We start from the raw sequence: 26,508 nt of genomic DNA on the forward strand, positions 1-26,508 counted from the left end.
CGCGGGTTCGGACGGCGCCGCTGCCTGGGGGCAGCGGCGCCGTTGGCTCCCTTTGGTTACTTGTTGCCGTTCACCTGGGTTTTCATCTGGGTGCCCGGCTGGGGTTTCGGGTTCGGGCTCGGCTGCTGGCCCTGCTGCGACGACGAAGCCGCCGCGGGGGCCTCCTTCTCCGCCGGCCTCGTGTCGCCGCCGTCGGCGCCCATGACCTTCGCGAAGTGGCGACGGGCCTCGCCCAGGATGGCGTACGTCGCGCTGACCTGCTCGGAGACCTTGCGCTCGAACTCGTCGGCCCGGCGCGTGCGGTCCTGGGCCTCGGCGAGCCGCTGCTCCGCGTCCTCGATGATCTTCGCGGCGCGGATCTTCGCGTTCGCCTGCTGCTCGCTCAGCTCCTTCTCGATCCGGCCCCGCCGCTCGGCGATCTCCTTGTCGCTCGCCTGGCTGCGCGCCTCGGCGTCGGCGATCGTCTTGTCGGCCTGCTGCTGCGCCATCTGCTCCAGCTCGGCGAGGTGCTTCTCGGTCGCGGCCCGCTTCTCCGCCAGGGCCCGCTCGGACTCCTCCGTCCGCCGCCGCGCGTCCTCGATGATCTTGGACGCCTGGGCGTCGGCCGTGGCCTCGCGCTGGGCAAGGGCCCGCTCGGCGTCGTCCCGCTCCGCGGCGACCGCCTCGCGGATCTTGGCGGCCTCTCGCTCGGCGTCGCCGACGATCTTGCCGGCGCGCTCCTTCGCGAGCGACGCCCGCTCGGCGAGTTCCCGCTCCAGCTCCGTGCGCTGGGCCTGCAGTGCGACCTCTGCCTCCTCGGCGAGCGACGCGCGCTTGTCGGCGGCCTTCATGTCGAGGATCTCGCGCTGCTTGGCGGCTTCGGCGTCCCGCTGCTCTCGACGCTGCCGGGCGGCGGCGTCGAGCTGCGCGATCCGCTCCTCGTTCGCCCTCGCGGCCCGCTCGACCTCGGCGCGGGCATCCGCCATGAGCTGGTCGTGCTCGGCGACCTGACGTGCCTTCAGACCCTCGTACTCGGACTCGAGTGCGGAGTGGTTCTTCGCGTACTCCGCCTCGAGGGCCTTGCGGCGCTGGACCAGCTCGGCGGTCGCCGCCTCGTGCTTGGCCTTCTGCTCCTTGGCGTAGTTCTGCACCTCGGCGCGCACGCCGGCGGCGTACTCGTCGGCCGCGTTCTTCGTCGTGATGACGTAGTTGTCCGCGTTGGCTCGGATCTCGGCCGCGTGGTCGTCGGCCTCCTTGCGCGTCGCGGCCGCGTACTTGTCGGCGTCCTGCCTCGTCTTGGAGGCGTGCGAGTCCGCCTTCGCGCGCGTCGAGTGGCTGTACTCGTCGGCGTCGGCACGAGTCGTACGGTCGTAGTTCTCCGCGTCGCGCTTGAACTCCGCGATCTCCTCTTCGGCCAACTGCCACATCAGCCGCTGCCGCTCGGACATCGCCTCGTTGCTGGTGGGGTTCGAGGTGATGCGGTTGAGCTGCGCTTTCGCGTCGATCAGCTGTTGTTGGGCACTGCCCAACGCCTTGGTCAGCTCGGCGACCTTCGCGACGGCCTCGTCCCGGCTCTTCTGGACATGGCTGAGATCGAAGGTCAGGCGCGTGACGCGCTCGTTGACCTGGCGCTGGTTGTAGCCCCGGAGAACGGTGTCGAAACGGGGGACACGGGCGTTTGCTTCGGAATCACCAGCAGGCATTGCCACACTTTAGATGGTCACCGCAAGGGGTGACCCGTCCGGGACCGGGTTCAGCCGACGAAGGCCACCATGTCGTCGATGAGCGGCAGGGAGGCCTTCGGTCCCGCTGGTCACCCACGGGCTGGGAATCCCAGGTCGCGCGGCCGAGCAGTGTCATCAGCGAGGGCAGCACCGGACGACGATCGCGTCGAGGAACGCCGAGGCTCGCGCCTCGCCGATCCGGCACACCGCGAACACGTGGCAGGCCACGGACAGTCCGAACAGGACGACCCGGCTCGGCCCGAACCGCCACCACGGGGCCCGGGGACGCCGTGGTCAGCCGGTCCTGGGGAACGCGTCACCGGGAACGGGCGGAGGCCCTCCGGTTGGTCAGCCGCCACAGCGGCGGCGGCGTGGCAAAAGGCAAACAATGTGCAGGTGGTAACTGGTGAACCTTGCTCCCGCACGATCGGTCGACTACCGACAGAGATATGAATCTGCGCAGTGGAAAGAGGCTGGCGATAGTCGGGGTCGCGTGTCTGATCGGCACGGTCGCCGCCGCGGTGGCGGCGGTCCCCACGAACGCGCAGCCGTCGGCGAAGCACGCCGACTACATCGTCGTCCTGGACCAGGTTGGGGCAACCGCGGACGTCCAGGCGCGAGCGGCGTCGGTCGCCGAACGCTTCGGCAGCGCGGTGGAGCACACCTACACCGCCGCGCTGCACGGCTTCTCCTTACGCCTGACCGAGAAGCAGGCGGACGACCTCGCCAAGGAGGGCGGCGTCGCCTACGTCGTGCCGGACACCCCGGTGCACGCGCTCGGCAAGCAGGTGAACCCGCAGTCCTGGGGGCTGGACCGCATCGACCAGCGCGATCTGCCGCTGGACGGCGTCTACGACTACCCGAACAAGGCGAAGAACGTCACCGCCTACGTGATCGACACCGGCGTCAGCGCCACCCACCACGACTTCGGCGGGCGGGTCCTGCCGGGGCACGACTTCATCGACGACGACGCCGACGCGACCGACGGTAACGGCCACGGCACGTTCATGGCCGGCGTCATCGGTGGCGCGCGGTTCGGCGTGGCCAAGGGTGCGACGATCGTCCCGGTCAAGGTCCTCGACGACAACGGCTCGGGCTCCACTTCGGACGTCATCGCCGGCGTCGACTGGGTGACCGCGAACGCGGCCAAGCCCGCGGTGGCCAACATGAGCCTCGGCGGCAGCGCGAACACGGCCATGGACGACGCCGTCCGCAACTCGATCGCGTCCGGCGTGACCTACTCCGTCGTGGCCGGCGGCTCGTCGTCGGACGCGAGCAACTTCTCGCCGGCCCGCGTGCCGGAGGCGCTCACGGTCGGCTCGACGGACAGGAACGACTGCGTCGCCTCGTTCTCCAACTTCGGCTCGGTGCTCGACCTCTACGCGCCTGGCGTGGAGATCACCGGCCCGTGGATCGGATCCGACACCGCCACGATGACCCTGTCCGGCTCCGCCTCCGCCCCGCACGTGGCCGGCGGCGCCGCGCTGTACCTGCAGGACAACCCGGCGGCGACGCCCGCGGACGTCGCCGCGCACCTGGCGTCGACGGCGACCCAGGGCGTGCTGTGCAACGTTGCGCCGGACACCGCGAACAGCCTGCTCTACGTCGGCCCCTGAGCGTGTCACCAGCGACGCCCGTACCTTCTCGAGGGGTACGGGCGTCGCCCGTTGAGGTGCCCGTCACGTGGGACTTAGCTCCCGACAGCCGAGAACCACCGGGTAACGTTTCGAAGACTCGTCACCCGCCACCGGGAGGTAGCCGGCATGTTCCGCAAGGTTCTCGTCGCGAACCGCGGGGAGATCGCCATCCGGGCGTTCCGCGCCGGGTACGAGCTCGGCGCGGGCACCGTGGCGGTCTTTCCGCACGAGGACCGCAACTCGCTGCACCGGATGAAGGCCGACGAGGCGTACGAGATCGGCGAGGCGGGCCACCCCGTACGCGCCTACCTGTCGGTCGACGCGATCATCTCCGCGGCCCGCCGGGCCGACGCGGACGCGGTCTACCCCGGTTACGGCTTCCTGTCGGAGAATCCGGCGCTGGCGCGGTCCTGCGAGCAGGCTGGGATCACCTTCGTCGGCCCGTCGGCCGAGACGCTCGAGCTGACCGGCAACAAGGCCCGCGCGGTCGCCGCCGCGCGCGAGGCCGGGCTGCCGGTGCTGCGTTCCTCGCAGCCCTCCGCCGACCTCGACCGACTGCTCGCGGCGGGCGCGGAGCTGGGCTTCCCGCTGTTCGTCAAGGCGGTAGCGGGTGGTGGTGGCCGTGGCATGCGGCGGGTGCTGGAGTCCGGCGCGCTGCGTGAGTCGGTCGAGGCGGCGATGCGCGAGGCGGAGTCGGCGTTCGGCGACCCGACCGTGTTCCTGGAGCAGGCCGTGGTCGCGCCGCGGCACATCGAGGTGCAGGTGCTCGCGGACGGGGCGGGCGGCGTGCTCCACCTGTTCGAGAGGGACTGCTCGGTGCAGCGCCGGCACCAGAAGGTCATCGAGATCGCGCCCGCGCCGAACCTGGACCCCGAACTGCGCGAGCGGATCTGCGCCGACGCGATGCGGTTCGCCCGGCACATCGGCTACCGCAACGCCGGCACCGTCGAGTTCCTCCTCGACGCGCGCGGCCAGCACGTCTTCATCGAGATGAACCCGCGCATCCAGGTCGAGCACACGGTCACCGAGGAGGTCACCGACGTCGACCTCGTGCAGTCGCAGCTGCGCATCGCGGCCGGCGAGACGCTCGCCGACCTGGGGCTGCGGCAGGAGGACATCCGGCCGCACGGCGCCGCGCTGCAGTGCCGCATCACCACCGAGGACCCGGCGAACGGGTTCCGCCCGGACACCGGGATCATCAGCCACTACCGGTCGCCGGGCGGCGCGGGGATCCGGCTGGACGGCGGGACGTCGTCCTCCGGCACGGAGATCAGCGCGCACTTCGACTCGATGCTCGTCAAGCTGTCCTGCCGCGGGCGGGACTTCCCGGCCGCGGTGGCCCGGGCCCGGCGCGCGGTGGCCGAGTTCCGCATCCGCGGCGTGGCCACGAACATCCCGTTCCTGCAGGCCGTGCTGGACGACGCGGACTTCCTCGCCGGCAACGTGACCACGTCGTTCATCGAGGACCGCCCGCACCTGCTGACCGCACGCCACTCCGCCGACCGCGGCACCCGGCTGCTGACCTTTCTCGCGGACGTCACGGTGAACAAGCCGCACGGCGAGCGGCCAGACGTCATCGACCCGACCGCGAAGCTGCCGCGGGCCGAGCCGGCCGCGCCGCCGGCCGGGTCGAAGCAGCGGCTGACCGAGCTGGGGCCGGAAGGCTTCGCGCGGTGGCTGCGGGAGTCGAGCGCGGTCGGCGTCACCGACACGACCTTCCGCGACGCGCACCAGTCGCTGCTCGCCACCCGGGTGCGCACGAAGGACCTGGTCACGGTCGCGCCGTACGTGGCGCGGACCTTGCCCGAGCTGCTGTCCGTGGAGTGCTGGGGCGGGGCGACCTACGACGTGGCGCTGCGCTTCCTCGCCGAGGATCCGTGGGAGCGGCTCGCCGCGCTGCGTACCGCGCTGCCGAACCTGTGCCTGCAGATGCTGCTGCGTGGGCGCAACACCGTGGGCTACACGCCGTACCCGACCGAGGTGACCACCGCGTTCGTCCAGGAGGCCGCGGCCACCGGGATCGACATCTTCCGCATCTTCGACGCGCTCAACGACGTCGAGCAGATGCGCCCGGCCATCGACGCGGTGCTGGAGACCGGCACGGCCGTCGCGGAGGTCGCGCTGTGCTACACCGCCGACCTGTCCGACCCGGCCGAGCGGTTGTACACATTGGACTACTACCTGAAGCTCGCCGAGCAGATCGTCGGTGCCGGCGCGCAGGTGCTGTGCATCAAGGACATGGCCGGCCTGCTGCGCCCGCCGGCCGCGCACCGGCTGGTCACCGCGCTGCGCAAGGAGTTCGACCTGCCGGTCCACCTGCACACCCACGACACCGCGGGCGGGCAGCTCGCCACCTACCTCGCCGCGATGCGGGCGGGCGTGGACGCGGTCGACGGCGCCACCGCGTCCATGGCCGGCACCACCTCGCAGCCGTCGCTGTCGGCGATCGTCGCGGCGACCGACCACGGCGAGCGGGAGACCGGGCTGGACCTGCGGGCGGTGTGCGACCTCGAGCCGTACTGGGAGATCGTGCGCAAGGTGTACGGGCCGTTCGAGGCCGGCCTGCCGGGGCCGAGCGGGCGCGTGTACACCCACGAGATCCCGGGTGGGCAGCTGTCGAACCTGCGCACCCAGGCGGCGGCGCTCGGGCTCGCGGACCGGTTCGAGCAGATCGAGGCGACCTACGCGGCGGCGGACCGGATGCTCGGCCGGCTGATCAAGGTGACCCCGTCGTCCAAGGTGGTCGGTGACCTCGCGCTGCATCTCGTCGGTGCCGGCGTGTCCCCGGCCGAGTTCGAGGCCGACCCCGGCCGGTACGACGTGCCCGGCTCGGTGATCGGCTTCCTGCACGGCGAGCTCGGCGACCCGGCCGGCGGGTGGCCGGAACCGTTCCGTACCAAGGCACTCGAGGGCCGGGCGGCGCCCAAGCCGACCGCGGGGCTGTCCGAAGAGGACATCAAGGGTCTCGCCGAGCACCGCCGGTCGACGCTGAACCGGCTGCTGTTCCCCGAGCCGGCGAAGGAGTTCCGGGCCCACCGCGACCAGTTCGGCGACACGAGCGTGCTGGCGAGCAAGGACTTCTTCTACGGGCTGCGGCCGCGCATCGAGTACCCGGTCGACCTGGAGAGGGGCGTCCGGCTGCTGATCGAGCTCGAGGCGATCGGCGAGGCCGACGAGCGTGGCATGCGCAACGTGCTGGCCAACCTCAACGGTCAGCTGCGGACCATCCAGGTGCGCGACCGGTCCGTGGCCGCCGACCTGCCGGCCGCCGAGCGCGCCGACCGGTCGAACCCCGGCCACGTGGCCGCGCCGTTCGCCGGGGTCGTCACGCCGCAGGTCGGTGAGGGCGACGTGGTCGAGGCGGGCGCGACGGTGGCGACGATCGAGGCGATGAAGATGGAGGCGTCGATCACCGCGCCCAGGGCGGGCACGGTGGAGCGGCTGGCGATCAGCTCCGTGGCACAGGTCGAGGGTGGCGACCTGCTGGTCGTGCTGAGCTGAACGTGCGCTTCGTCAGGCCGTGCGCGATGAGGGAGTTCGCGGTGTCCACGAGGGTCTCCCGGATCGGCCGCTGGCGCCAGTCGAGCTCGCCGTGCGCCTTGGCGGCGCTGACGTTCTCCGGGCGGTTGGCGAACTCGAGGCCGATCCGCAGCGAGCGGTCGAAGCGGGCGAGTGTCCACATCAGCCAGTACGGCAGCGTGCCGGTCGGCACCCGGAAGCCGCGCGGGTTGAACTCCTCGGCCAGCAGGGCGGCGAGCTCGGGGAGCCAGATGCTGTCGCCCGCGCAGATGTAACGGTTACCGGCCGCGAGCGGGCTGTCCATCGCGAGCCGGTGTGCGGTCGCGAGGTCGCGGACGTCCACCGGGGCGAAGCCCAGCCTCGGCACGGCCGGCATCTCGTGGTTCAGCAGGCGGGTCAGGATCGACACCGAGGTCGCCGCCGCCGCGTGCTGGATCGGGCCGAACACCACGCCGGCGTTGATCGCCACGAGTTCCAGCTCCGGGTGCTCCTTCGCGAACTGCCAGGCGGTCCGCTCGGCGAGCGTCTTGCTCTTCGGGTACGGGGAACATTCGTCCACATTGGACCAGTCCGCCTCGGTGCGGAGGCGGTGGTCGTCACGGGCGTGCCCGGAGTTGATCGCCGCGACCGACGACGTCAGCACGACACGCCGCACGCCCGCGGCCGCACTCGCGCGCAGGATCCGCAGTGTGCCGTCCACGGCAGGCCGGACCAGCTCGTCCTCGTCGCGCGGCGGCGTCGCGGGGAGCGGCGAGGCGACGTGCAGCACGGCGTCGACGCCGTCGACCGCGGCCGGCCAGCCGCTGTCGTCGGTCAGGTCGGCCTCGACGAGCTCGAGGTCGCCGCCCAGGACACGCAGGTGGGCGACCCGGGCGGGGTCGACGAGGGAGCGCACGGTGCCGCGGACCGAATGGCCGTGCGCGAGCAGGTCTTCGATGCAGTGTCCGGCGACGAACCCGGTCGCCCCGGTGACCAGGACCTTGGTCATCTCGCTCCAATCTAAGCGATGTTCAGAATCTGAACACTGTATAGTCCACGGCGCGATGGTCGTCAAGGAACGTGTTCACCTAGGCTCGGGCGGTGCCGGACGTGGAGCGCAAGCGCAGCAGTTATCACCACGGTTCGCTGCGCGAGGAGCTGCTCGAGGCGTGCGTGCGGCTGATCGAGGCGGAGGGGATCGGCGCGGTGAGCCTGCGCCGGGTCGCGCGGGAGGCCGGGGTGAGTCCCGGTGCGCCGTACCACCACTTCCCGGACCGTGCCGCGCTGCTGGCGGCGATCTCCGTGCGCGGGTTCGAGCGGTTGGCGTCGGACCTGCGCGCCGCGCGTGACCGGGCCTCCGGTGCGCGGGCCGAGCTGCTGGCGTTGGCCACGGCCTACGTCGAGTTCGCCCGCCGGCACAAGGCGTACTTCCAGGTGATGTTCCGCCCGGAGCTGTCCCGGCCGGAGAAGCACCCCGACGCGCGGGCCGCTGCCGATGCCGCGTTCGCCGTGCTCATCGAGGTGGTCATGGAGTGCGGGGCGGCCGACCCGGACGGCCTGGCGGTGTTGTTGTGGGCGTTCGGCCACGGCCTGGCGTCGCTGGCGATCGACGGGCAGCTCGACCATCGCGGCGAGCTGTGGTGCACGTCGGCCGAGGACCTGATCGAGCGCGCGATGCGGTTCCTGGACTCCGTGCTGCCGTGACCTCTCGGGCCGGCCACCCGAAGTGATAAGGCCGGTCGCTTGTTCGGTCCAGATCGGGGTGGATCCTGGCGATCTTGGCCCATTCGACGTTACGGTGTGTCACCGGCTGGGGGCCGGTCCGATCGGTGGGGACCGATCGGCTGGGGAATCTGGGGGTTCCTAATGAGTGTGCGTTCCTTCGACGTCGTCGCGCTCGCGGTACCGATCGCCTTCGACGCGCACGGCGACCACGACCGCAACGGGATGATCTTCGCGCTGGGCGAGAACGAGGCCGCCCTGCGGGAGATCAAGGCGGGCTGGTCCGATCCGTTCCCGAACCCGGTCGAACATCCCGAGCTGATGTCCGAGCCCGACCCGCTGGTCCGTCCGCTGGTCCTGCGAGCGCACGTGGGCGACCGCGTCGTCGTCGAGTTCCGCAACCAGCTCGACCGGCCGGCATCCACCCGCAGGGCGTCGGCTACGACGTCCGGACCGCGGACGGTGGCCAGGTCGGCCGCAACCCGGACTCCGCGACCCCGCCCGGCGGCCGGCGCGGCTACGTCTGGCAGTGCACGGACGAGGGCGTCTTCTTCTTCCACGACCTCGCGGACGTCCGCGGTGGCGAGGAGGGCTCGAACGCGCACGGGCTGTTCGGCGCGCTCGTCGTGGAGCCGGCGGGATCGCGGTGGACCGACCCGGTCACCGGCGAGCCGATCGTCGACGGGCTGTACGCGGACATCCACGTGCCCGGCGAGCCGAGCTTCCGCGAGTACGTCGTCTTCATGCAGGACGAGACACCCAACGACAACCCGGTCAAGCCGCCGCACCCGACCTACGAGTGCGACCTGCCGCGCCCGCACGGCCACTCGGTCATCCGCGGCGAGGAGCGGCTCGCGCCGATCATCCGCACCGGTGACGAGCACGACGGGCATGGCGAGCACGGGTCCGCCGACATGGACTCGATGATGATCATGAGCTACCGCACCGAGCCGATGGGCTGGCGGTCGCTCGCCTACGAGCGGCTGCTCGAACAGGGCAGGATCGACCCGGCACGGGACTCGATCATCGGCGAGGAGCAGCACCACAGCTCGTGGCTGTTCGGCGATCCGGCCACGCCGATCCTGCGTGCCTACCAAGGGGATCGCGCGAGGATCCGGCTCGTGCACGCCGGCGTCAAGGAGACCCACGTCTTCCACCTGCACCTGCACCAGTGGCGCGCGGTGCCCGGGCACGACGAGTCACCGATCATCGACTCGATCTCGATCACGCCGCAGCAGGCGTTCACCATCGAGCCCATCGGCGGCGCTGGCTCGGTGCAGCGCGCCACCGGCGACATCATCTGGCACTGCCACCTGTACCCGCACTTCCACGCCGGCATGTGGGGCATGTGGCGCGTGTTCGACAAGCTGCAGGACGGCTCGGGCCGGTACCCGGACGGCACCCCGATCGAGGCCCTGCGACCGCTGCCCGGCCACGAGCCGCCGGAGGCGCCGACCGCGGAACGGCCCGGCTTCCCGGCGTTCGTCGCCGGCGAGTTCCCGCAGAAGTCGCCGCGCCCGCCGCGCACCCCGCTGATGCCCACGGGCATGGGCCGCGAGCCGACCGAGCTCGAGCGCAACGCGTTCTGCCCCGACCCGCAGCCGGGGGAGGCGTTCACGAAGTCCACATTGGACCCGGACGCGCCAGTGCGGCGGTACGACCTGGTCGTGCTCCAGGGGACCGTCCACTACTACCGGTCGACCGGCGGCGACGGTGGCCACGAGAGCAGCTGGCACGACCACCGCGGGGTGTTCTTCGTGCTGCGGGAGGAGATCGACGAGGCCGGCGGCGTTCGGGAGTTCCAGCGCCAGCTCGAGGAGGGCACGCGCGAGGTCCAGCCGATCGCGATCCGCGCGGCCGCCGGCGAGGTGCTGGAGCTGACGCTCACCAACGAGCTGCCCACCGGCTGCCAGGAGGCGACCGCGTTCGACGCGGTGCTGCCCTTCCAGCCGGAGTGCGGCCTACACGTGCACCTGGTCAAGTTCGACCCGCTGGTGTCCGACGGCGCGAGCGTCGGCTGGAACTACCTGTCCGGCACGGCCACCGCCGACCAGGGCGACGAGGACCACGCGCGGTACCGGAGCTGGATCTACCGCTGGTACTGCGACGAGGAGTTCGGCGCCGTCTTCTTCCACGACCACCTGCTGGCCAACGAGCGCCAGCGGCACGGCCTGTTCGGCGCGATGATCGCGGAGCCGGCCGGTGCGCGGTGGGTGGACCCGCACGACCACTCCCGCGAGGTGCGCAACGCGAACCAGGCCGCGGTGTTGCTGGCCGACGGGTCGGCGTTCCGCGAGCAGGTGTTCGGCGTGGCGGACTTCGTGCCGCTGGTCGAGCACGGCCACGGCGAGGAGGGCGTGCCGATCAACCCGCCCGAGTTCCCCGGGGCGCTGGACGACCAGGGCACGATGGCCGTCGACTACCGGTGCGCGCCGCTGCACGAGCGGCCGGGCGACCCGGCGGAGTGGTTCGCCAGCGAGGTGCACGGCGACCCCGGGACGCCGATCCTGCGGGGGTATCCGGGCGAGAGCATCCGGTTCCGGCTCTACCAGGGCTCGCACGAGGAGCAGCACAGCTTCACCGTGCACGGCATGCGCTGGCACGTGTGGCGGGACGACCCGAACTCGCCCGTGCGCGACCAGCAGACGATCGGCATCTCGGAGGCGTTCAACTTCCACGTGGACCCGAACACGCTCCCGGGCGACCATCTGTGGAGCTTCTGCACGGCCGACGAGACCTGGTTGGGGCTGTGGGGTTTCATCCGGCTGCACGAGTCCCTTGTGGATGATCTGCCCGCGCTGCCCGGCGCGTTCGAGAGCGTGGGGCCGCCACCGGACGCCGCGAGCGTGCGCCGGTACGAGGTGCGCGCGGTGCCGCGCGAGATCGTATACAGCGACCAGCGCACGGACCCGTTCGGCACGGTGTACACGGTGGACGGTGTGCCGCTGGGCGAGCCGTTGATCCTGCGCTGCCGGGTCGGCGAGTGGGTCGAAGTGGAACTCCACAACGACCTGCCGGGCCCGGGCGAGGCGACCCCGTTCGACCCGGAGTTCTCGGCGAAGGACGACCCGGCGTCGCGCGAGATCTCCGGGCGCGTGTCGCTGCACGCGGGCGGGCTGCTGCGGTCGGATGTGCGGACCGCCGACGGCTCGTGGGTCGGGTTCAACCCGGACACCACGGTCAAGCCGGGCGACCGCGTCGTGCAGCGGTGGTATGCCGACCGTGCGGGTGTGGTGCTGCTGGAGGACCGCGCGGACGTCCGGACACACCGGCACCGTGGGCTGGTCGGCGCGCTCGTGGTCGAGCCGGCCGACGCCACGCCGTCGGACTGGGTGGGGGAGCAGGTCGTGGTGCGCCGGCCCGATGGATCGTTCGAGCGCGAGCTCGTGCTGCTGCTGCAGGACGGCGTACGGATGTACCACGACGGCGACGTGACCCAGCCGGTGCGCGATCTCGAGGACGAGCCGGACGACACCGGTCAGAAGGCGATGAACTACCGCAGCGCGCACCTGCTGCCACGGTGGCCGTCACTGGCCGACCCGGCGCCGGGCACGCCGCTGCTGGAGTGCGCGCCCGGCGACCGCGTGCGGCTGCACCTCGTGCTCGGCACGGACCGCGCGCGCAACCACGGGTTCGCGGTACACGGCCAGACCTGGCCGATGGAGGAGCACCTGAGCTCGCCACGAGTGGGCGCGATCGGAGCGCTGAGCGTCGCGAGCGTCCGGACCCTCCGGTTCACGGCGGGCGATCCGGGCGACTACGCCTACCGCTCAGGCGTACTGCGGTGGGCGGTCACGGAAGGGGCATGGGGCCTGATCCGGGTCCGCTGATCCCCGTACCTGGCGGCGGGTTCGCGTTCTCGCGACGCGACCCGCCGCTCGCATGTCCACCAGGACGGCGCGGAACCTGGTAGCGACTTCAGGGTGGCACTCTGGTTGGGCATGGCCACGAGCACAGCCACTCGCGTCGTCCTGCTGTTTGCCGTCGTCGCTGCCGGCGCCGACTTCGCGCCGGAAGTCCTCGATGGCGTCGGTGAGGTTATCGCGGACGCCGCCGAGATGCCGTTCATCGCGCGCAATACGAAACTCGCGTGGGAGCAGGGCAAACCGGCGATACTCACGATGGACCGGCGACGGCAGCCCGCCAACAGGGATGCCGCATGCGGCGGGTTCGTGCACAGGCATCCGCCGCCGGCCGGGACTGTGATGAGTACGCGATGGCGGCCACCGTGGAAGGAGGCGTCGTGGTGATCGTCCATCCGGAACTGGTCGCCTCGGAGCCGTTCGCCGGGACCGATGTCGCGAAGGAGAAGGGGTTGTGCTGACCGATCTGGCGCGCCGGTACCGGTGGGCCGGCGAGGTCGTCCGGCGCTACGGCGGGGATCCGGGACGGCCCGCCGGTGGCTCCACCTTCACGCAGCTCGCCGATGTCCAAGGGGACAACGACGATCCACGCTGCCACCTTCAGGTGATTGTCCACGGCAGACACGTGATCGCCGTCGAGCACTACGGGTGGGTGGGGGTGGTGCCGGAGATCGCGCGGCGGTGGCTCGACGCCCGGCGCCCCGCGTACCGAATCCCGGGTCCCGACGCGCTCTTGCGTGATGTCCCCGGGGCGTGGGAACCCTAGTCCGCCGGCCAGGACGGGTCCGTCGTCAGGACCGTCAGGCGCTGGGTCGCGCGGGTCAGGGCCACGTACAGGGTCCGCGGGCCGGTGGTCGACTCGGTGACCAGCTCGTTCGGCTCCACCAGGACGACCGCGTCGTACTCCAGGCCCTTCGCCTCCAGACCGTCCACGATGGAGAGCCGCCGGTCGTCCACCTCGGACAGTGCGGTTCGGATCGAGGCGAGGCGGCCGGTGGCGGTGATCACGCCGACCGTCCCGTCCACATCGGACAGGAGGTCGAGCGCGGCGGCGCGGGCAGCGAGCGGGATCTCGGCCGTGGCGACCGTGTGGACCGACGGCTTCACGCCGGTGCGGCGGACCGCGGTCGGCAGCTGCTCCGGGGTCGCCACGTCGCCGACCACGTGGGCCGCGAGCTCGAAGATCTCCGCCGAGTTCCGGTAGTTCGTCGCGAGCGTGAAGCGGCGGCGCGTCGTTCGCGGGCCCAGCGCCGACATCCGCGCCGACTCCGCCTCGCCCGGGTCCGGCCACGAGCTCTGCACGGGGTCGCCCACGATCGTCCAGCTCGCGTACCTCCCACGCCGGCCCACCATGCGCCACTGCATCGGCGACAGGTCCTGCGCCTCGTCGACCACGATGTGCGAGTACTCGTCGTAGTGCCGCGGCCGCCGGTGGGCGGTCGGCTCGACGCCCCATGCCGCCAGCTCTTCGGCGACCCGCGCGGTCCGGCGGCGATGCCGGCGCGGCGGCGGACCCAGCAGCAACCGCAACTCGTCGAGCAGCGCGATGTCCGCCACGGTCGGACCGGACGGGGCCCACGACGAGGACAGCAGGTCGATCTCCTGCGCCGAGAGCGCCCGCCCCGCCGCCGACGCCAGCCGCGCGCGGTCGGCGAACCACGCCAGCACCTCGGGGGCGGTGAGGATCGGCCACCACACCACCACGAACCGGTGGAAATCGATCCGCTCGCCGAGCTCGGTGACCAGCTCGTCGTGCGCCATGCCCGGCCGGCCCTCGGCCTGCAGCCACAGCGCCTCGAGCAGTGCCTCGGCCGCGTCCACCCGCGACTGGTTCGGCGGCCGGCCCGTCGCGTGCACGGCCCGCCGGACCTTGGCCAGCTCGCGCGCGTCCAGCTTGAGCACCTCGCCGCGGTAGGTGATCCGCAGCTCGTCCGGCGCGCCGGGCGGCGCCGCACGCAGCGCCCGCTTGAGCACCCGGCGCATCCGCAGCGACCCCTTGATCCGGGCCACCTCGGGCGGGTCGTTGCGGACCGCCGCGACGCCGTCGAGGACCTGGCCCAGGGAGCGCAGCTCCACGGTGTCCTCGCCCATCGACGGCAGCACCCGCGAGATGTAGGACGTGAAGGCCGGCGACGGGCCGATCACCAGCACGCCGGAGCCGCCCATCCGCCGCCGGTCCCGGTAGAGCAGGTACGCGACGCGATGCAGCGCCACCGCAGTCTTGCCCGTGCCCGGCCCGCCGGTGATCTCGGTGATCCCCCGCCACGGCGCCCGGATCGCCTCGTCCTGCTCCTTCTGGATCGTGGCGACGATGTCGCGCATCTTGTCGCCGCGCGCACGGGTGAGCGAGGCCATCAGCGCGCCCTCGCCGACCACCGCCATGCCCTCCGGCCGCCTGTCCGGGGCGAGCAGGTCGTCGTCGATGTCCACAACGGACTGGCCGGTGGAGCGGATGACCCGGCGGCGCACCACGTTCATCGGCTGCTCCGCGGTGGCCTGGTAGAACGCGGCCGCGGCCGGTGCGCGCCAGTCGGTCACCAGGTTGTCGAAGTTGACGTCCCGGATGCCGAGCCGCCCGACGTACATCGTCTCGGTGCCCGTGCCCTCGCCGTCGACGCTGTCGAGGCGGCCGAACACCAGACCCTCGTGCTCGCTGTCGAGGCTGCGCAGGATCTGGTTGGCGTGGCGCACCATCACGTCCCGCTCGAACAGCATCGCGGCCTGCTCGAAGATGGCCTCGTTGCGGGCGCCGTGCGCCAGCTGGTCACCGCGCCGGCGCATGTCCCGCGCCTCCGTGCGCATCTCCTCCACGCGTGCGTACACGACATCGACGTGCGCTTGCTCGACCGCGATCTCGGCCTGCCTCAGAGAGGTGTGCGACACCCAGCCGCTCCCCGGTGTTGCCTGCGAGTTGTGGAGGTTGAAGAGCGAGCCTACGCGAAATGGCGCGTGTGGGGGTGCGGACCCTGAGCACGGTTCATTGCGCGACGATGTGCTGGTGACCAGGATCGTGGCGGGCACCGCGGGCGGGCGGCAGCTCGCCGTGCCCAGGCGCGGTACCCGGCCGACCTCGGACCGGGTGCGGGAGGCCCTGTTCAGCGCGGTCGAGGCCGCAATGGACCTCGGCGGCGCGCGGGTGCTGGACCTCTACGCGGGAACCGGGGCGCTCGGTCTCGAGGCGCTGTCGAGAGGCGCGGCGACCGCGGTGCTCGTCGAGTCGGACGCGAGCGCGGTCGTGGTGCTGCGCAAGAACATCGCCGCCGTCGGGCTCGCCGGGGCCGTGCCGCGGCAGGGCCGGGTGGCGACGGTGCTCGCGGACCCGCCCGACGAACCGTTCGACCTCGTCCTCGTGGATCCGCCGTACACGGTGGATCCGTCGCCGGACCTGGCGGCGCTCGTCGCCAACGGCTGGGTCGGCCGGGGGTCGCTCGTGATCGTCGAGCGGTCCCGCCGGGGCGGACCGCCCGACTGGCCGTCGTCGCTGGTACCGCGCCGGATCCGGCGGTACGGGGACACCGAGCTGCACTGGGCCGCGGTGGAGTGATCAGGACCACCGTCGACAGGTCGGGACCCGTTTCTGCTGATACGGTCCGCCCTTATGAGGCGCGCGGTGTGTCCTGGCTCCTACGACCCGCCGACAAACGGCCACCTCGACGTCCTCGAGAGAACCTCCGCCGTGTTCGACGAGGTCGTCGTCGCAGTGCTGATCAACAAGAACAAGCGCGGCATGTTCACGGTCGAGGAGCGCATGGAGATGCTCGCCGAGGCGGTGAGCCACCTGCCGAACATCCGGATCGACTCGTGGCACGGGCTGCTCGTGGAGTACTGCCGCCAGCACGACATCCGCGCGATCGTGAAGGGCCTGCGCGCGGTCAGTGACTTCGACTACGAGCTGCAGATGGCACAGATGAACCAGCAGCTCACGGGCGTGGAGACGCTGTTCATGCCGACGAAGCCGCTGAACAGCTTCCTGTCGAGCTCGCTGGTCAAGGAGGTCGCGACGTACGGCGGGGACGTGAGCCACCTGCTGCCGGAGAACGTCCACCGCCGCCTGCTGAAGCGCCTGGCCGAGGACGACTAGGCCCGGCCGTCGCGCGGCGGATGACGCCTTCGTCCATACGGGCCTTTCTCGATGTGGACAGTGAACCGGCGGGTAACCGACTAACGGCGTCTACGTCGTGTCACGGGGCCCGGGTTACGGTCGGAAAATGAGCAACGTCACACAGAAGCAAGTGAAGACGCTACTCACCCTCCTCGTCACCGTGCTCGGCGTGTTCGGCATCTCGACCGCCACCTTCGCGACGACCTCGGCCACGAACACCACCGCGACGGCGCTCGCCCAGCCCCCGTGTGGCGACACGTCCGGCTACGAGAAGGTCCCGCTCGCCGAGCTGCCCGCCGAGGCGAGCGACACCGTGGACCTGATCGCCGCCGGCGGGCCCTTCCCGTACCCGGAGGACGGCACCGTCTTCCACAACCGCGAAGCCCTCCTGCCCGACTGCGAGAGCGGCTACTACCACGAGTACACCGTGCAGACGCCCGGCGACCCGGGCCGCGGCGCGCGGCGGATCGTCACCGGCGCGAGCGGCGAGCACTTCTACACCGGCGACCACTACGCGAGCTTCTCGCTGATCGACCTCGACGGCGCGCCCAGCGAGTGTGGCAACCCGACGGACATCGACGAGGTGCCGCTGTCGAGCCTGCCGGCCGAGGTGGCCGACACCGTCGAGCTCGTCGACGCCGGCGGCCCGTACCCGTTCCCGGACGACGGCATCGTCTACCAGAACCGTGAGGGCGTGCTGCCGAGCTGCCCGCCCGGCTACTACCACCGCTACGCCGTGCCCACCCCGGACGGAGCCGACAGCGGCGACCGGCGGCTGATCACCGGCAGCGCCGGCGAGTTCTTCTACACAGCCGACCACTACGCCACGTTCGTGCAGGTGGACGTCAGTGTCTGACACGCCCGCCTGACACACCCGCTTGACACGCCAGCGAGGCCCGACCTCCCCCGACCACCCCGCGCGAGACGGCAGACTGGAGCGTGGAGTCATGCGCCGGGGTGGCGGAGGAGGCACGGGTGTACAAGGTGTTCGAGGCGCTCGACGAACTCGTCACGATCCTGGAGGAGGCCAGGGGCGTGCCGATGACGTCCAGCTGCGTGGTGCCCCGCGGCGACATCCTCGAACTGCTCGACGAGGTGCGTGACGCCCTTCCGGCCGAGGTCGACGACGCGCAGGACGTGCTCGACCGCAGGGACGAGATCGTCGGCAAGGCCGAGCACGAGGCAGAGCAGACGGCCAGCTTGGCCAACCTGGAGGCCGACAAGGCCCTCGAGGACGCGCGCGCGGAGGCCGACCGGCTCGTCGCCGAGGCCCGCGCGCACGCCGACCGGATCGTTACCGACGCCGAGGAGCAGGCCGACCGGACCGTCGCCACCGGGCAGGCGAAGTACGACGAGCTCGTGACCCGCTCCCGGGACGAGGCGGACCGGATGATCCAGGCCGGCCGGGAGTCCTACGAGCGCCAGATCGAGGACGGCCGGCTCGAGCAGGCGCGGCTGGTGTCGCAGACCGACGTCGTGCAGGCCGCGCACGCCGAGTCCGCCCGCATCCTCGACGCGACCGCGGACGAGGCCGCCCGCCAGCGCGCCGAGTGCGACGAGTACGTCGACAGCAAGCTCGCCGAGTTCGGTGACCTGCTCACCCACACCCTGCGAACGGTCGACAAGGGCCGGGCGCACCTGCGTGGCGTGGCACTCAACGGCATGCCGGCAGGTGGCGCGCCGTTCGACTACCAAGACTGACGGTGCCCACCGTTCGCTTCGTTCCTCCGCTACTCGCCGCCTTCCCTCCTCCCGTGCTCGGCGCTGGCGCGCCTGCGCGCGTTCGTCAGTCCAGGCGGCGAACGCTCCGTCACTCTCGCTCACGTAGGCTGGATGAGCTGTGGCGCGGTCGCGCGCCGGAACAATCAATCGTTGGGAAGCGTCGAGTTCGTCATGACCGAACAACGCAGGAGCCCCTGGGTGGTCGACACCCGGGAGCTCGGTCGCCGCGCCGGCCTGTCCCGCCGAGTCCACCGCGTGGTCCACACCCAGGAGGCCCTCGGGGTCGAGGATGTCATCGTCGTGCCCAAGGGTGCCGAGGTCGACCTGGACGTCCTGCTCGAGTCGGTGGTCGAGGGCGTGCTGGTGACCGGTACGGCGCACGCGCCGGTCGAGGGGGTGTGCTCGCGCTGCCTGGACCCGATCTCCGGGCGTACCGTCGACGTCGAGTTCACCGAGCTGTTCGCCTACCCGGACAGCGCCACCGAGCAGACCACTGACGAGGACGAGATCGCGCGGCTCGTCGACGACCTCGTCGACCTCGAGCCGGTCGTGCGCGATGCCACCGTCCTGGCCCTGCCCAGCGTGCCGCTGTGCACTCCGGACTGTGCCGGGCTGTGCCCAGGATGCGGTGCCAAGTGGGCCGATCTCGGTCCGGATCACCGGCATGAGACCATTGACCCTCGGTGGGCCGCGCTCACCGAGCGGTTCAGCACGGATCGGGACGACTGAGTCCCTCCCACCTTGAGCTTGTCGAAGGAGATCTAGTCGTGGCCGTCCCCAAGCGGAAGATGTCGCGTTCGAACACGCGCACGCGTCGGTCCCAGTGGAAGACCAGCGCCCCGCACCTGGTGGAGTGCTCGAACCGAGCCTGCCGGAAGCCCAAGCCCCAGCATGTCGTCTGTCCCGAGTGCGGCCAGTACGACAACCGTCAGGTCACCGAGCCAGCCTGACCCGCGACACGGTGGTAACCGGCAGGAGCAGCAGGGCGGCGCGGGGTTCGACGGCCGACCCGGCCAAGCTGCTCGAAGCGCTCGGCGTCGATCTCGACGCCGAGTTGCTGACGCTCGCCATGACCCACCGTTCCTACGCCTACGAGAACGGCGGGCTGCCGCCGAACGAGCGGCTGGAGTTCCTCGGCGACGCCGTGCTGGGTCTGGTCGTCACCGACCACCTGTACCGCACGCATCCCGAGTTGCCCGAGGGACACCTCGCGAAGCTGCGCGCGAGCGTGGTCAACATGCACGCCCTGGCGGGCGTCGCGCGCAGCCTCGGCGATGCCGGGCTCGGCGCGTATCTCTTGCTGGGCAAGGGTGAGGAGCTGACCGGCGGCCGGGACAAGGCCAGCATCCTGGCCGACGGCATGGAGGCCGTGATCGGCGCCGTGTACCTCCAGCACGGGATCGAGCTCGCGCGGGCGCTGGTGCACCGGCTCTTCGACCCGCTGCTCACCGAGGCGCCGCTGCTGGGCGCCGGCCTCGACTGGAAGACGTCCCTGCAGGAGCTCACCGCGCACGCGAGCCTCGGCGTGCCCGAGTACCGCGTGCAGGAGGAGGGCCCGGACCACCGCAAGGAGTTCACCGCGACGGTGGTCGTGGCCGGGCAGGACCGCGGAAGCGGCGACGGGCGGACGAAGAAGGAGGCCGAGCAGAAGGCCGCCGAGGCCGCCTGGCGCACGCTGTCCGAGCTGATCAAGTCGGGCGAGCCGGATACGGCCTCCTAATGCCCCCCGCGCATGCCCGAGTTACCTGAGGTCGAGGTCGTTCGCCGGGGCCTCGCCGCTCATGTCAGCGGCCGGGAGCTGCGCTCGGTCGAGGTGCTTCATCCGCGCGCGATCCGCCGGCACCTGCCGGGCTCCACCGACTTCTCCGGGCGGCTCGCCGGGCGGCGGGTGGACGCGGTGTCGCGGCGCGGCAAGTACCTGTGGGTGTCGCTGGACGAGGGCGAGGCGCTGCTCGCGCACCTGGGGATGAGCGGGCAGCTGCTGGTCCAGGCGCCGGGCACGCCCGACGAGAAGCACCTGCGGATCCGGTTCTCCTTCGCCGACGACGGCCCGGAGCTGCGGTTCGTCGACCAGCGCACCTTCGGCGGCTGCATGCTGGACGACCTGGTCGAGGTGGACGGGACACCGGTGCCCGCCCTGATCGCGCACATCGCCCGGGACCCGATGGATCCGCTGTTCTCGCTGCCGTCGGCCGTGGCGACCTTGCGCGGGCGGCGGACGGAGGTCAAGCGCGCGCTGCTGGACCAGTCGCTGGTCTCGGGGATCGGCAACATCTACGCGGACGAGGCGCTGTGGCGGGCGAAGCTGCACTGGGCCCGGCCGACCGACCGGCTCTCCGCCGCGCGGGTCGCCGAGGTGCTGTCGGCGGCGACCGAGGTGATGGTCGAGGCGCTGGGTGCGGGCGGCACGTCGTTCGATGCCTTGTATGTCAACGTGAACGGGCAGTCGGGCTACTTCGACCGGTCGCTGGCGGTGTACGGCCAGGAGGGGTTGCCGTGCCCGCGGTGCGGCCGCCCGGTCCGCCGGGAGCCGTTCATGAACCGGTCGTCGTACTCGTGCCCACGCTGCCAGCCGCGGCCGCGCGTGACCTCCGGTCCGCGGACCGCGGTGGCCTCCGGCCCCCGGAAACCAGCGTAGGCGAAGGGATATTTGGTGACATAACCGTGACCTGCGGATCTGCGCCTTAGTCGCCGCTCCCGCTCGCCGCTCGCTGGTGGGCGAAGTGGTTCACTCTGGTCTCCACCAACGTCATGGACACGTGGGCGGCATGGGCGGCCGAACGCGCAGCCTGGGTGGTGCTCACGTTCTAACATCGACTTGTTTCGTATTACGTTCAATGAATTCGTTGAACTGGTCCACCAGGCCAGCGCAGTTGCCCACCAGGTACTCCAGCCCCAATGTCGAGAGGTAGTCGGCCTGAATTTCGATCTGCGCAAAAGCTCGAACGTCACGAATGCGGTTCACAAAATCCCACGTGATTCGGGCTCAACTCTTTGATGTTGATGATGAAACACCGGTGTGTGATCCGATCCTGCGCGACATCGAAACGTAGATGTTATGGGAAAATTTCCCCTCCGTCATACAACATACTTGCATGGCGGCTGCAGAACCCGACATAATTGGAACGTGTCACGAACTCTGAGGGGAACGGTTACATTACTGCATCAGATCTACGTCGCCGAAGGGGTCCTCGGGGAATCGTTCGCAGGTGCAGTCGATTTAGCTGCGTTCTCCTTAACGATTCCTGCGTTGCCAACGGAACATTCCGATGGAATAATGGCACTCACGTGTCCAATCGATGACGACCGGCTGCGCTCGTCGGTTGTTGACGATACATGGGGAACCACTGCCCACTTCCTTGAATCGGGGAAACCGCGAAACCTTTCTTCCTACATCAAGACCGTGGCGATCGAGGTAGAAGCGGAGTCAGATCAGGATCTGGCAATCTTCACTGCCACATTCGGAAAAAAGTTCACCGATTGGTTCGCGATAGCCACCCAGTGGCTTGAATTGTGGGCGAAGCAAGTTCTTTCGCCGTATCAAGGGGAAGGTATTGGTACGCGAGGCCGGTTATGGGAGAACAACGCACCGCCACCTGGCCGAAGCGGTTGGCACGCGCACCGTGTAGTCGTACACATTGGAGGTAGTCACGTCGACCGCAACATGCTGCACACGGCGTGCAGGAACGCCACCGAATCCGTCGGTGTGCCGCCGGAGTGGCGTCTCTACCTCAGTGCCAGTCGCACGCACGATAATCGACTTGCGGTAATTGAAGCGGCTTCTGCGGCGGAGGTTGCTTTGTCGCGCGCTCTCGACACTCGCCTGCCGATGCTGTCCGAAGCCGCACGAAACAGAATCACCCAGAATGCCAATGGCATCATTGAAATGGTCCGCCTTCTCGAAGACATGGATAACGTTTCCAGTACGGAAAGTCGATGGCGACAGGTGGCGCACCGCCTGGCATATCCGCGAAATCAAGCTGCACATAAAGGTCTGCGCCCTGCGGACGAAGAAGTCAAAGGAGCTGTGAAAGAAGCCAAGAAACTACTTGATTTGTATGCACCTCTCCCTAGTCCGGCAAGCATTGCCGACGACTGTGACGAGTCCGTTACGCGATAGAGTCGGCGGGCACATGATAGTGGATATAGCGTCGATCCGCGCGATGACGCGGCGATTAGCCGTTGTCTACACTCAACAACGGATCACCTCACAGCATCGACTGGTGCCGTTACGGATGGTGGTAGGGCTGTAGTTCTTCGGTTGATGCTTGACAGAGATGGTGGGGAGTGGGGCGACTGGGGTTCGCTCTAACCAGCTGAGCTATCGCCCCAGTGGCTCCATTCAGGTCTCCTCACTGTCTAGCTCTTGTTTGTCATCGCAGGGTGCGTTCGAAGGACGGGTAGCGAGGGATTGCTTATCGAGCTCAGCGTGAGCGTCGGCCCAGGTGTCGGCATCCCACACTAGAGACAATGGAACTTTCATGCTCCATCGGTCGCGGGCGGCTTCGGCTGAGGTGTGCGTCGCGATACTTCCTTCTCCGTTTGGGGCGCCGATGTAGAGGATTGCCTTTTGTTGAGGATCTGTTTCGTCGGGTTCCTCGGTGTAGGTGATTTCCATGCCCCATGCGGCGACCAGGTCGGGATTATCGGACACAACTAGGCTGAACAGTGTCGCGTGCATTTCTATTGCTCCATTTGCCGTGATGAAGGGAAAGTTGGGTAAGATTGGTTATTCATTGCTAGGGTGTGTAGATGGAAGTGGCAGGGTTGGACCATGGCGTTTGGATCTTATGTGGACTGTTTTGTGCTGTTCCATCTCCCGCGGAGCGCTCTCCTGAAATGCAACGGGTGTTGGCGGAGCGGTGGGTAGCGCGGGATTGTAGTGCGCGGCCGAGATCGATGAGTCGTTGGCCTAGGGCGTTTTCGTCGGCTGGTGCCGTTGGTTCGTCGCGGCAGGCGTCGGCGTCTAGTGCGCGGAGGACGTATGCACTGACACGTTTGTTTACTGTTGACATCTCGGTGATCAATTCTAACTCGTCGTGCCATGATCCGCTCACGTCATTAATGTTCCTTTCTTGATTCGCGAGTGACACTCGATTCGAGTAGCGAAGGCTGCGGCTCCGATTTTCGCGCTTGCTTCCTAGGCGTCTGCAGTAGTGACGACTTGTTGAGCATCGAACGTGGGTTTGAAGGGCCAGTTGTTCGCGATTTCGCTGCCGAGCCAGTGGTATAGCCTCTCATCGTCAAGTACCTCCGACGTATTGGGATCTAGGTGAAAGTCGAGATAGCAGTCGTGAGGAACAGGTCCAGTCATCACGACAATGGATGTTTCGCCGCACTCGGGGGTGTAGCCGGTAGTCGAAATATGTATTTCCTTGCCACTTGGCGTGCGCCATGCCCATGTGTTGCCGTCGACGAGGGTGCGTTTCCATTCCACGATTCCCGCTGCGAGTACCATTGGGTCTGCACTGTGCAATTGCACGAGAATCGCCGCTTTCCCGGTTGGGTCCATTGAAATAAGCATCGAGGACATGTCGGCACGGAACGGGTAGTTGGCAAACAGCTCTTGAAGTGATTCCAAGGCGCGCAGGTAGCGATAAGATCCACTCATGTCATTCCCGAGGTTGAATAAGGTTTGTGATCGTTTGGGTCGCGACTCACTAGGTGTCAGTACGCGTCGTACGGACGCCATTCGATGCAGGTGGGTCGTTTGCGTGTCTTCAGCCACTCGCCCAGTGCGTCGCGGGCATGGCCGATAGGTATGGCCGCAGAACGTGGGAATACTGACCCTGTCGCACCGTTAAAGATCAGGTTTACTTCCGGTAGTGGGCGTTTCGGATTGTATGAGTTCGAGATCGGCATTTGGGAGTCGTCGTGGTCTGTGTAGTTCAGTGCCGCGAGGCCTGCTGATGGTCGGACGCTGATTCGGAGCTGATGGTTGGGAAACGGTCCTTCTTTTGTTTGGTGGAACTCAATTTCGCCGATCAGGAGTGTGGTTTCCCAGTCGACGTGATTTATGTTCAAGATTTCTTCGATGAGGTGGACGGATTCCTGTATTCCGTGGGTGACGCGCGCGATGCCGGTGGTGAGTGAGGCGGTGAGGATCAGGCGTTTGGGTTGGTCGTGCTGCCTGGTCATCGTCGGGGTGACCTACCTCGAATCCGGTCCTGTCGGACATTTGAAGGGGAAGAAGGCATCTGGTGAGGAGCTCCCGGGCCGCGTGATCGGGGTTGCCTGTGCTCAACCGTCACGTCACGCAACCGTGGGGTCTATATCGATCTCGGCAAGCTCCATGCGTGTGCTGGAATATCGCCAGGTGGTAGGCCACTTTCGGCCTGGCATTGTCACACGTTGGTGGCAGTCTCGGACCCGATGTACGCTGGTCAGAGGCATGACGGCTCCAACGTTGGCGGGATCAGATGAGTTCTCCCGGTCCGCAGAGAGGTGCGCCGAGCGGTGCGGTCGGCGGTGGCCGACGCTGTCCGGGCTGCGGGACACCGCTGGCGGCTGACAACACCGCACGCTTGTGCAGCAGGTGTCACAGGGAGCAACGCGACCAGCTCCGCACCCCACCAGCGCAGCTCAGGAACGAATTTTTTGAGACAGATGAGTTTCGGGCAGCCTTTGAAAGCCAGCACATCGGCAAGATTTTCAAGGCGTACCGAAATCATCAGCGCCATCTTCAGCTGTTCGGCAAGGCGCTTAATCAGGAGCTTCTTGGGCGCTGGCTTGGTCTTACGCAGGCTCAGGTAAGCAAGATCGAAAATGGCAAGAGGCCGGAGCAGAACCTCGAAACGCTCCGGAATTACGCCAGGATTTTACATCTGCCACAGCATCTGCTGTGGTTCGATCTTCCAGGGCAGAGTCGACTGAAGTCGTCGCGGCCATCTTCCGTGCGGACTGGCAACTTGGTTTCTCCTACGTCTCGGGACGATATTTTGGTTGCGGCCACGGGGATGGACACGCTCGAACTGCTTCAGCGCGTACGCGCGTCTGCGATCGACTCCTCGACTGTGGATGCGCTCAATATTACTGTTGAGCAGTTGTGTTGCGACTATTCACATGCGGATGCCCGCGAGTTGATGGCCACCGGTAAGCAGTGGTTGGGTAAGGTCACCGAACTGCTCGAAAACCGCCTTACACTGGCTCAGCACCGGGACATACTCAATAATGCCGGAATGCTGGCGCTGCTCGTGGGGTGCCTTGAATACGATGTCGGTGACGGGCCGTCGGCCGAGGCGACGCGGCGTATGGCGTTGGGCCTTGGCAATGAGTCCGGTGACCCGGGTGTGGTGGGATGGGCGCACGAAATGCTCGCGTGGTTCCATCTGACAGCGGGAAATCATCGTGCGGTTATCCCGGCTGCGGAAGCGGGTATCTTGGCGGCGCCGTCGCGTTCCGTGGCGGTGCAGCTTTATGGTCAGCAGGCGAAAGCCTACGCTCGTATGGGGATGCCTGAGAAGGTTCACGAGGCACTGGAGAACGGTCGCGCGTTGCTGGATAGGCTCCCTTATCCGGAGCGACCGGATCATCATTTTGTGGTTGATCCGGATAAATGGGATTTCTACGCGATGGACACCTACCGAATTGTTGGTGAAGACCAACTGGCGAGACGTAACGCCGAAGAGGTCATCCGGCGCAGCGTCAACCCGGAAGGCGTCGAGGTGTCGCCCATGCGCAAGGCCGAGGCACAGTTGACCTTGGCGGTCATCGCTGCTCGACAGGGTGACGTTGACGAAGCAACGTCGCTCGGCCTGCAAGCGATGCAGGACGGCCGACAGAGCCGCCCATCGCTCTTGATGGTCGCCAGCGAGCTTGAACACGAGCTGCACACCTACGGATCCGGCGTGCGTACCGACTTCAGCGAGCTGCTGAACGACCTCAAACGCACCCCACGCTCCTCAGGGTAGATCAACATTCCCGGCTGGGATATTCTGCCTGTCCAGCATTCTTTCCCGGAATATCCACTATCACCCGCATGTAGCCGACCTGCGGTAATTCTCGCATGAAATTTGTTATTCCCAGGTCGGCATAGTTATTGCTGTGTGCTGCGGCCTTACTTGAGGTGACGGTTCGCAAACCCGCGAGCCGCACCAAGAGTAAGGACCAAACACAATGAAGAACGTTATTTCTAGGGTCTATCCCATGATCGGTGTTTCCGGCGTTGTTGATCAGTAGGTTTCGGCTCCCGGCCAGCGGTCACCGAAGGTGATGGCGAACGCGTTGATCACGGGCTTCCACCGCATCGTCCATCGGGTGCG

General features: G+C 68.4%; 23 protein-coding genes. 16 read left to right on the plus strand and 7 right to left on the minus strand.

What is annotated here, in order from left to right; genetic code table 11:
- Positions 1-56 precede the first annotated feature (56 nt).
- Positions 57-1,682 carry a hypothetical protein gene (locus ACRDTB_RS25770; protein WP_431434364.1) on the minus strand — a complete coding sequence of 542 codons (1,626 nt, stop codon included), beginning with the start codon at positions 1,680-1,682 and terminating at the stop codon, positions 57-59.
- 470 nt (positions 1,683-2,152) lie between these two features.
- Between ACRDTB_RS25770 and ACRDTB_RS25775 the strand changes: the two genes are divergently transcribed.
- Complete coding sequence (locus tag ACRDTB_RS25775) at positions 2,153-3,319, plus strand: S8 family peptidase (RefSeq protein WP_431434366.1); 1,167 nt, start codon at positions 2,153-2,155, stop codon at positions 3,317-3,319.
- A gap of 147 nt (positions 3,320-3,466) precedes the next feature.
- Positions 3,467-6,841 carry a pyruvate carboxylase gene (locus ACRDTB_RS25780; RefSeq protein ID WP_431434368.1) on the plus strand — a complete coding sequence of 1,125 codons (3,375 nt, stop codon included), beginning with the start codon at positions 3,467-3,469 and terminating at the stop codon, positions 6,839-6,841.
- Here the strand turns inward: ACRDTB_RS25780 and ACRDTB_RS25785 are convergent.
- On the minus strand, positions 6,789-7,847 hold the full coding sequence (locus tag ACRDTB_RS25785; protein WP_431434370.1) for an SDR family oxidoreductase: 1,059 nt from the start codon (positions 7,845-7,847) through the stop codon (positions 6,789-6,791). The genes ACRDTB_RS25780 and ACRDTB_RS25785 overlap by 53 nt on opposite strands.
- Before the next feature lie 92 nt (positions 7,848-7,939).
- Here ACRDTB_RS25785 and ACRDTB_RS25790 point away from each other — a divergent pair, with 92 nt between their 5' ends.
- From ACRDTB_RS25790 to ACRDTB_RS25805, 4 genes are all read left to right on the plus strand, one after another.
- Positions 7,940-8,542 (plus strand): TetR/AcrR family transcriptional regulator, encoded by a 603-nt coding sequence (locus tag ACRDTB_RS25790; RefSeq protein ID WP_431434372.1) that lies wholly within the window; start codon positions 7,940-7,942, stop codon positions 8,540-8,542.
- A 644-nt stretch (positions 8,543-9,186) separates the two neighbouring features.
- Positions 9,187-12,390: a multicopper oxidase domain-containing protein gene (locus ACRDTB_RS25795; RefSeq protein WP_431434374.1), complete on the plus strand. Its 3,204-nt coding sequence runs from the start codon at positions 9,187-9,189 to the stop codon at positions 12,388-12,390.
- A 111-nt stretch (positions 12,391-12,501) separates the two neighbouring features.
- On the plus strand, positions 12,502-12,810 hold the full coding sequence (locus ACRDTB_RS25800; protein ID WP_431434376.1) for a hypothetical protein: 309 nt from the start codon (positions 12,502-12,504) through the stop codon (positions 12,808-12,810).
- A gap of 67 nt (positions 12,811-12,877) precedes the next feature.
- On the plus strand, positions 12,878-13,189 hold the full coding sequence (locus tag ACRDTB_RS25805) for a hypothetical protein (RefSeq protein WP_431434377.1): 312 nt from the start codon (positions 12,878-12,880) through the stop codon (positions 13,187-13,189).
- On the opposite strand, the gene ACRDTB_RS25810 is transcribed toward ACRDTB_RS25805, so the two are convergent.
- Positions 13,186-15,306, minus strand: a complete 2,121-nt coding sequence (locus ACRDTB_RS25810) for a HelD family protein (protein WP_431434380.1) — start codon at positions 15,304-15,306, stop codon at positions 13,186-13,188. The two genes, ACRDTB_RS25805 and ACRDTB_RS25810, sit on opposite strands and share 4 nt — an antisense overlap.
- Before the next feature lie 115 nt (positions 15,307-15,421).
- Between ACRDTB_RS25810 and rsmD the strand changes: the two genes are divergently transcribed.
- The 8 genes from rsmD (at position 15,422) to mutM (ending at position 20,885) form a co-directional block, all read left to right on the plus strand.
- Complete coding sequence (gene rsmD / locus ACRDTB_RS25815) at positions 15,422-15,967, plus strand: 16S rRNA (guanine(966)-N(2))-methyltransferase RsmD (RefSeq protein ID WP_431434382.1); 546 nt, start codon at positions 15,422-15,424, stop codon at positions 15,965-15,967.
- 54 nt (positions 15,968-16,021) lie between these two features.
- Positions 16,022-16,504, plus strand: coding sequence for a pantetheine-phosphate adenylyltransferase (gene coaD / locus ACRDTB_RS25820; protein ID WP_431434385.1), 483 nt, complete (start codon positions 16,022-16,024; stop codon positions 16,502-16,504).
- Positions 16,505-16,631: 127 nt separating this feature from the next.
- Positions 16,632-17,381, plus strand: a complete 750-nt coding sequence (locus tag ACRDTB_RS25825; protein WP_431434386.1) for a ribonuclease domain-containing protein — start codon at positions 16,632-16,634, stop codon at positions 17,379-17,381.
- A 119-nt stretch (positions 17,382-17,500) separates the two neighbouring features.
- Positions 17,501-18,226 carry a DivIVA domain-containing protein gene (locus ACRDTB_RS25830; protein ID WP_431434388.1) on the plus strand — a complete coding sequence of 242 codons (726 nt, stop codon included), beginning with the start codon at positions 17,501-17,503 and terminating at the stop codon, positions 18,224-18,226.
- 192 nt (positions 18,227-18,418) lie between these two features.
- Positions 18,419-18,976 carry a YceD family protein gene (locus ACRDTB_RS25835; protein WP_431434390.1) on the plus strand — a complete coding sequence of 186 codons (558 nt, stop codon included), beginning with the start codon at positions 18,419-18,421 and terminating at the stop codon, positions 18,974-18,976.
- Positions 18,977-19,014: 38 nt separating this feature from the next.
- The gene (gene rpmF / locus ACRDTB_RS25840; RefSeq protein ID WP_431434391.1) at positions 19,015-19,197 is read left to right on the plus strand and encodes a 50S ribosomal protein L32; all 183 of its coding nucleotides are present in this window, start codon (positions 19,015-19,017) and stop codon (positions 19,195-19,197) included.
- A gap of 68 nt (positions 19,198-19,265) precedes the next feature.
- A complete protein-coding gene (rnc, locus tag ACRDTB_RS25845) occupies positions 19,266-19,967 on the plus strand; it encodes a ribonuclease III (RefSeq protein ID WP_431434405.1) in 702 nt (233 codons plus the stop codon).
- A gap of 12 nt (positions 19,968-19,979) precedes the next feature.
- The gene (gene mutM, locus ACRDTB_RS25850; RefSeq protein ID WP_431434392.1) at positions 19,980-20,885 is read left to right on the plus strand and encodes a bifunctional DNA-formamidopyrimidine glycosylase/DNA-(apurinic or apyrimidinic site) lyase; all 906 of its coding nucleotides are present in this window, start codon (positions 19,980-19,982) and stop codon (positions 20,883-20,885) included.
- A 162-nt stretch (positions 20,886-21,047) separates the two neighbouring features.
- Here mutM and ACRDTB_RS25855 read toward each other — a convergent pair whose 3' ends face one another.
- Positions 21,048-21,212 (minus strand): hypothetical protein, encoded by a 165-nt coding sequence (locus tag ACRDTB_RS25855; protein ID WP_431434394.1) that lies wholly within the window; start codon positions 21,210-21,212, stop codon positions 21,048-21,050.
- A 162-nt stretch (positions 21,213-21,374) separates the two neighbouring features.
- On the opposite strand from ACRDTB_RS25855, the gene ACRDTB_RS25860 reads away from it, so the two are divergent.
- On the plus strand, positions 21,375-22,367 hold the full coding sequence (locus ACRDTB_RS25860; protein WP_431434396.1) for a hypothetical protein: 993 nt from the start codon (positions 21,375-21,377) through the stop codon (positions 22,365-22,367).
- A gap of 222 nt (positions 22,368-22,589) precedes the next feature.
- On the opposite strand, the gene ACRDTB_RS25865 is transcribed toward ACRDTB_RS25860, so the two are convergent.
- From ACRDTB_RS25865 to ACRDTB_RS25875, 3 genes are all read right to left on the minus strand, one after another.
- On the minus strand, positions 22,590-22,928 hold the full coding sequence (locus tag ACRDTB_RS25865; RefSeq protein ID WP_431434397.1) for a hypothetical protein: 339 nt from the start codon (positions 22,926-22,928) through the stop codon (positions 22,590-22,592).
- 459 nt (positions 22,929-23,387) lie between these two features.
- Positions 23,388-23,858 carry a hypothetical protein gene (locus ACRDTB_RS25870; RefSeq protein WP_431434399.1) on the minus strand — a complete coding sequence of 157 codons (471 nt, stop codon included), beginning with the start codon at positions 23,856-23,858 and terminating at the stop codon, positions 23,388-23,390.
- Between the two features lie 56 nt (positions 23,859-23,914).
- A complete protein-coding gene (locus ACRDTB_RS25875) occupies positions 23,915-24,385 on the minus strand; it encodes an Imm1 family immunity protein (protein ID WP_431434401.1) in 471 nt (156 codons plus the stop codon).
- Between the two features lie 281 nt (positions 24,386-24,666).
- Between ACRDTB_RS25875 and ACRDTB_RS25880 the strand changes: the two genes are divergently transcribed.
- The gene (locus ACRDTB_RS25880; protein ID WP_431434403.1) at positions 24,667-26,157 is read left to right on the plus strand and encodes an XRE family transcriptional regulator; all 1,491 of its coding nucleotides are present in this window, start codon (positions 24,667-24,669) and stop codon (positions 26,155-26,157) included.
- Positions 26,158-26,508 lie beyond the last annotated feature (351 nt).

Source organism: Actinophytocola sp., assembly GCF_050699935.1.
Taxonomy (GTDB): Bacteria; Actinomycetota; Actinomycetes; order Mycobacteriales; family Pseudonocardiaceae; genus Actinophytocola.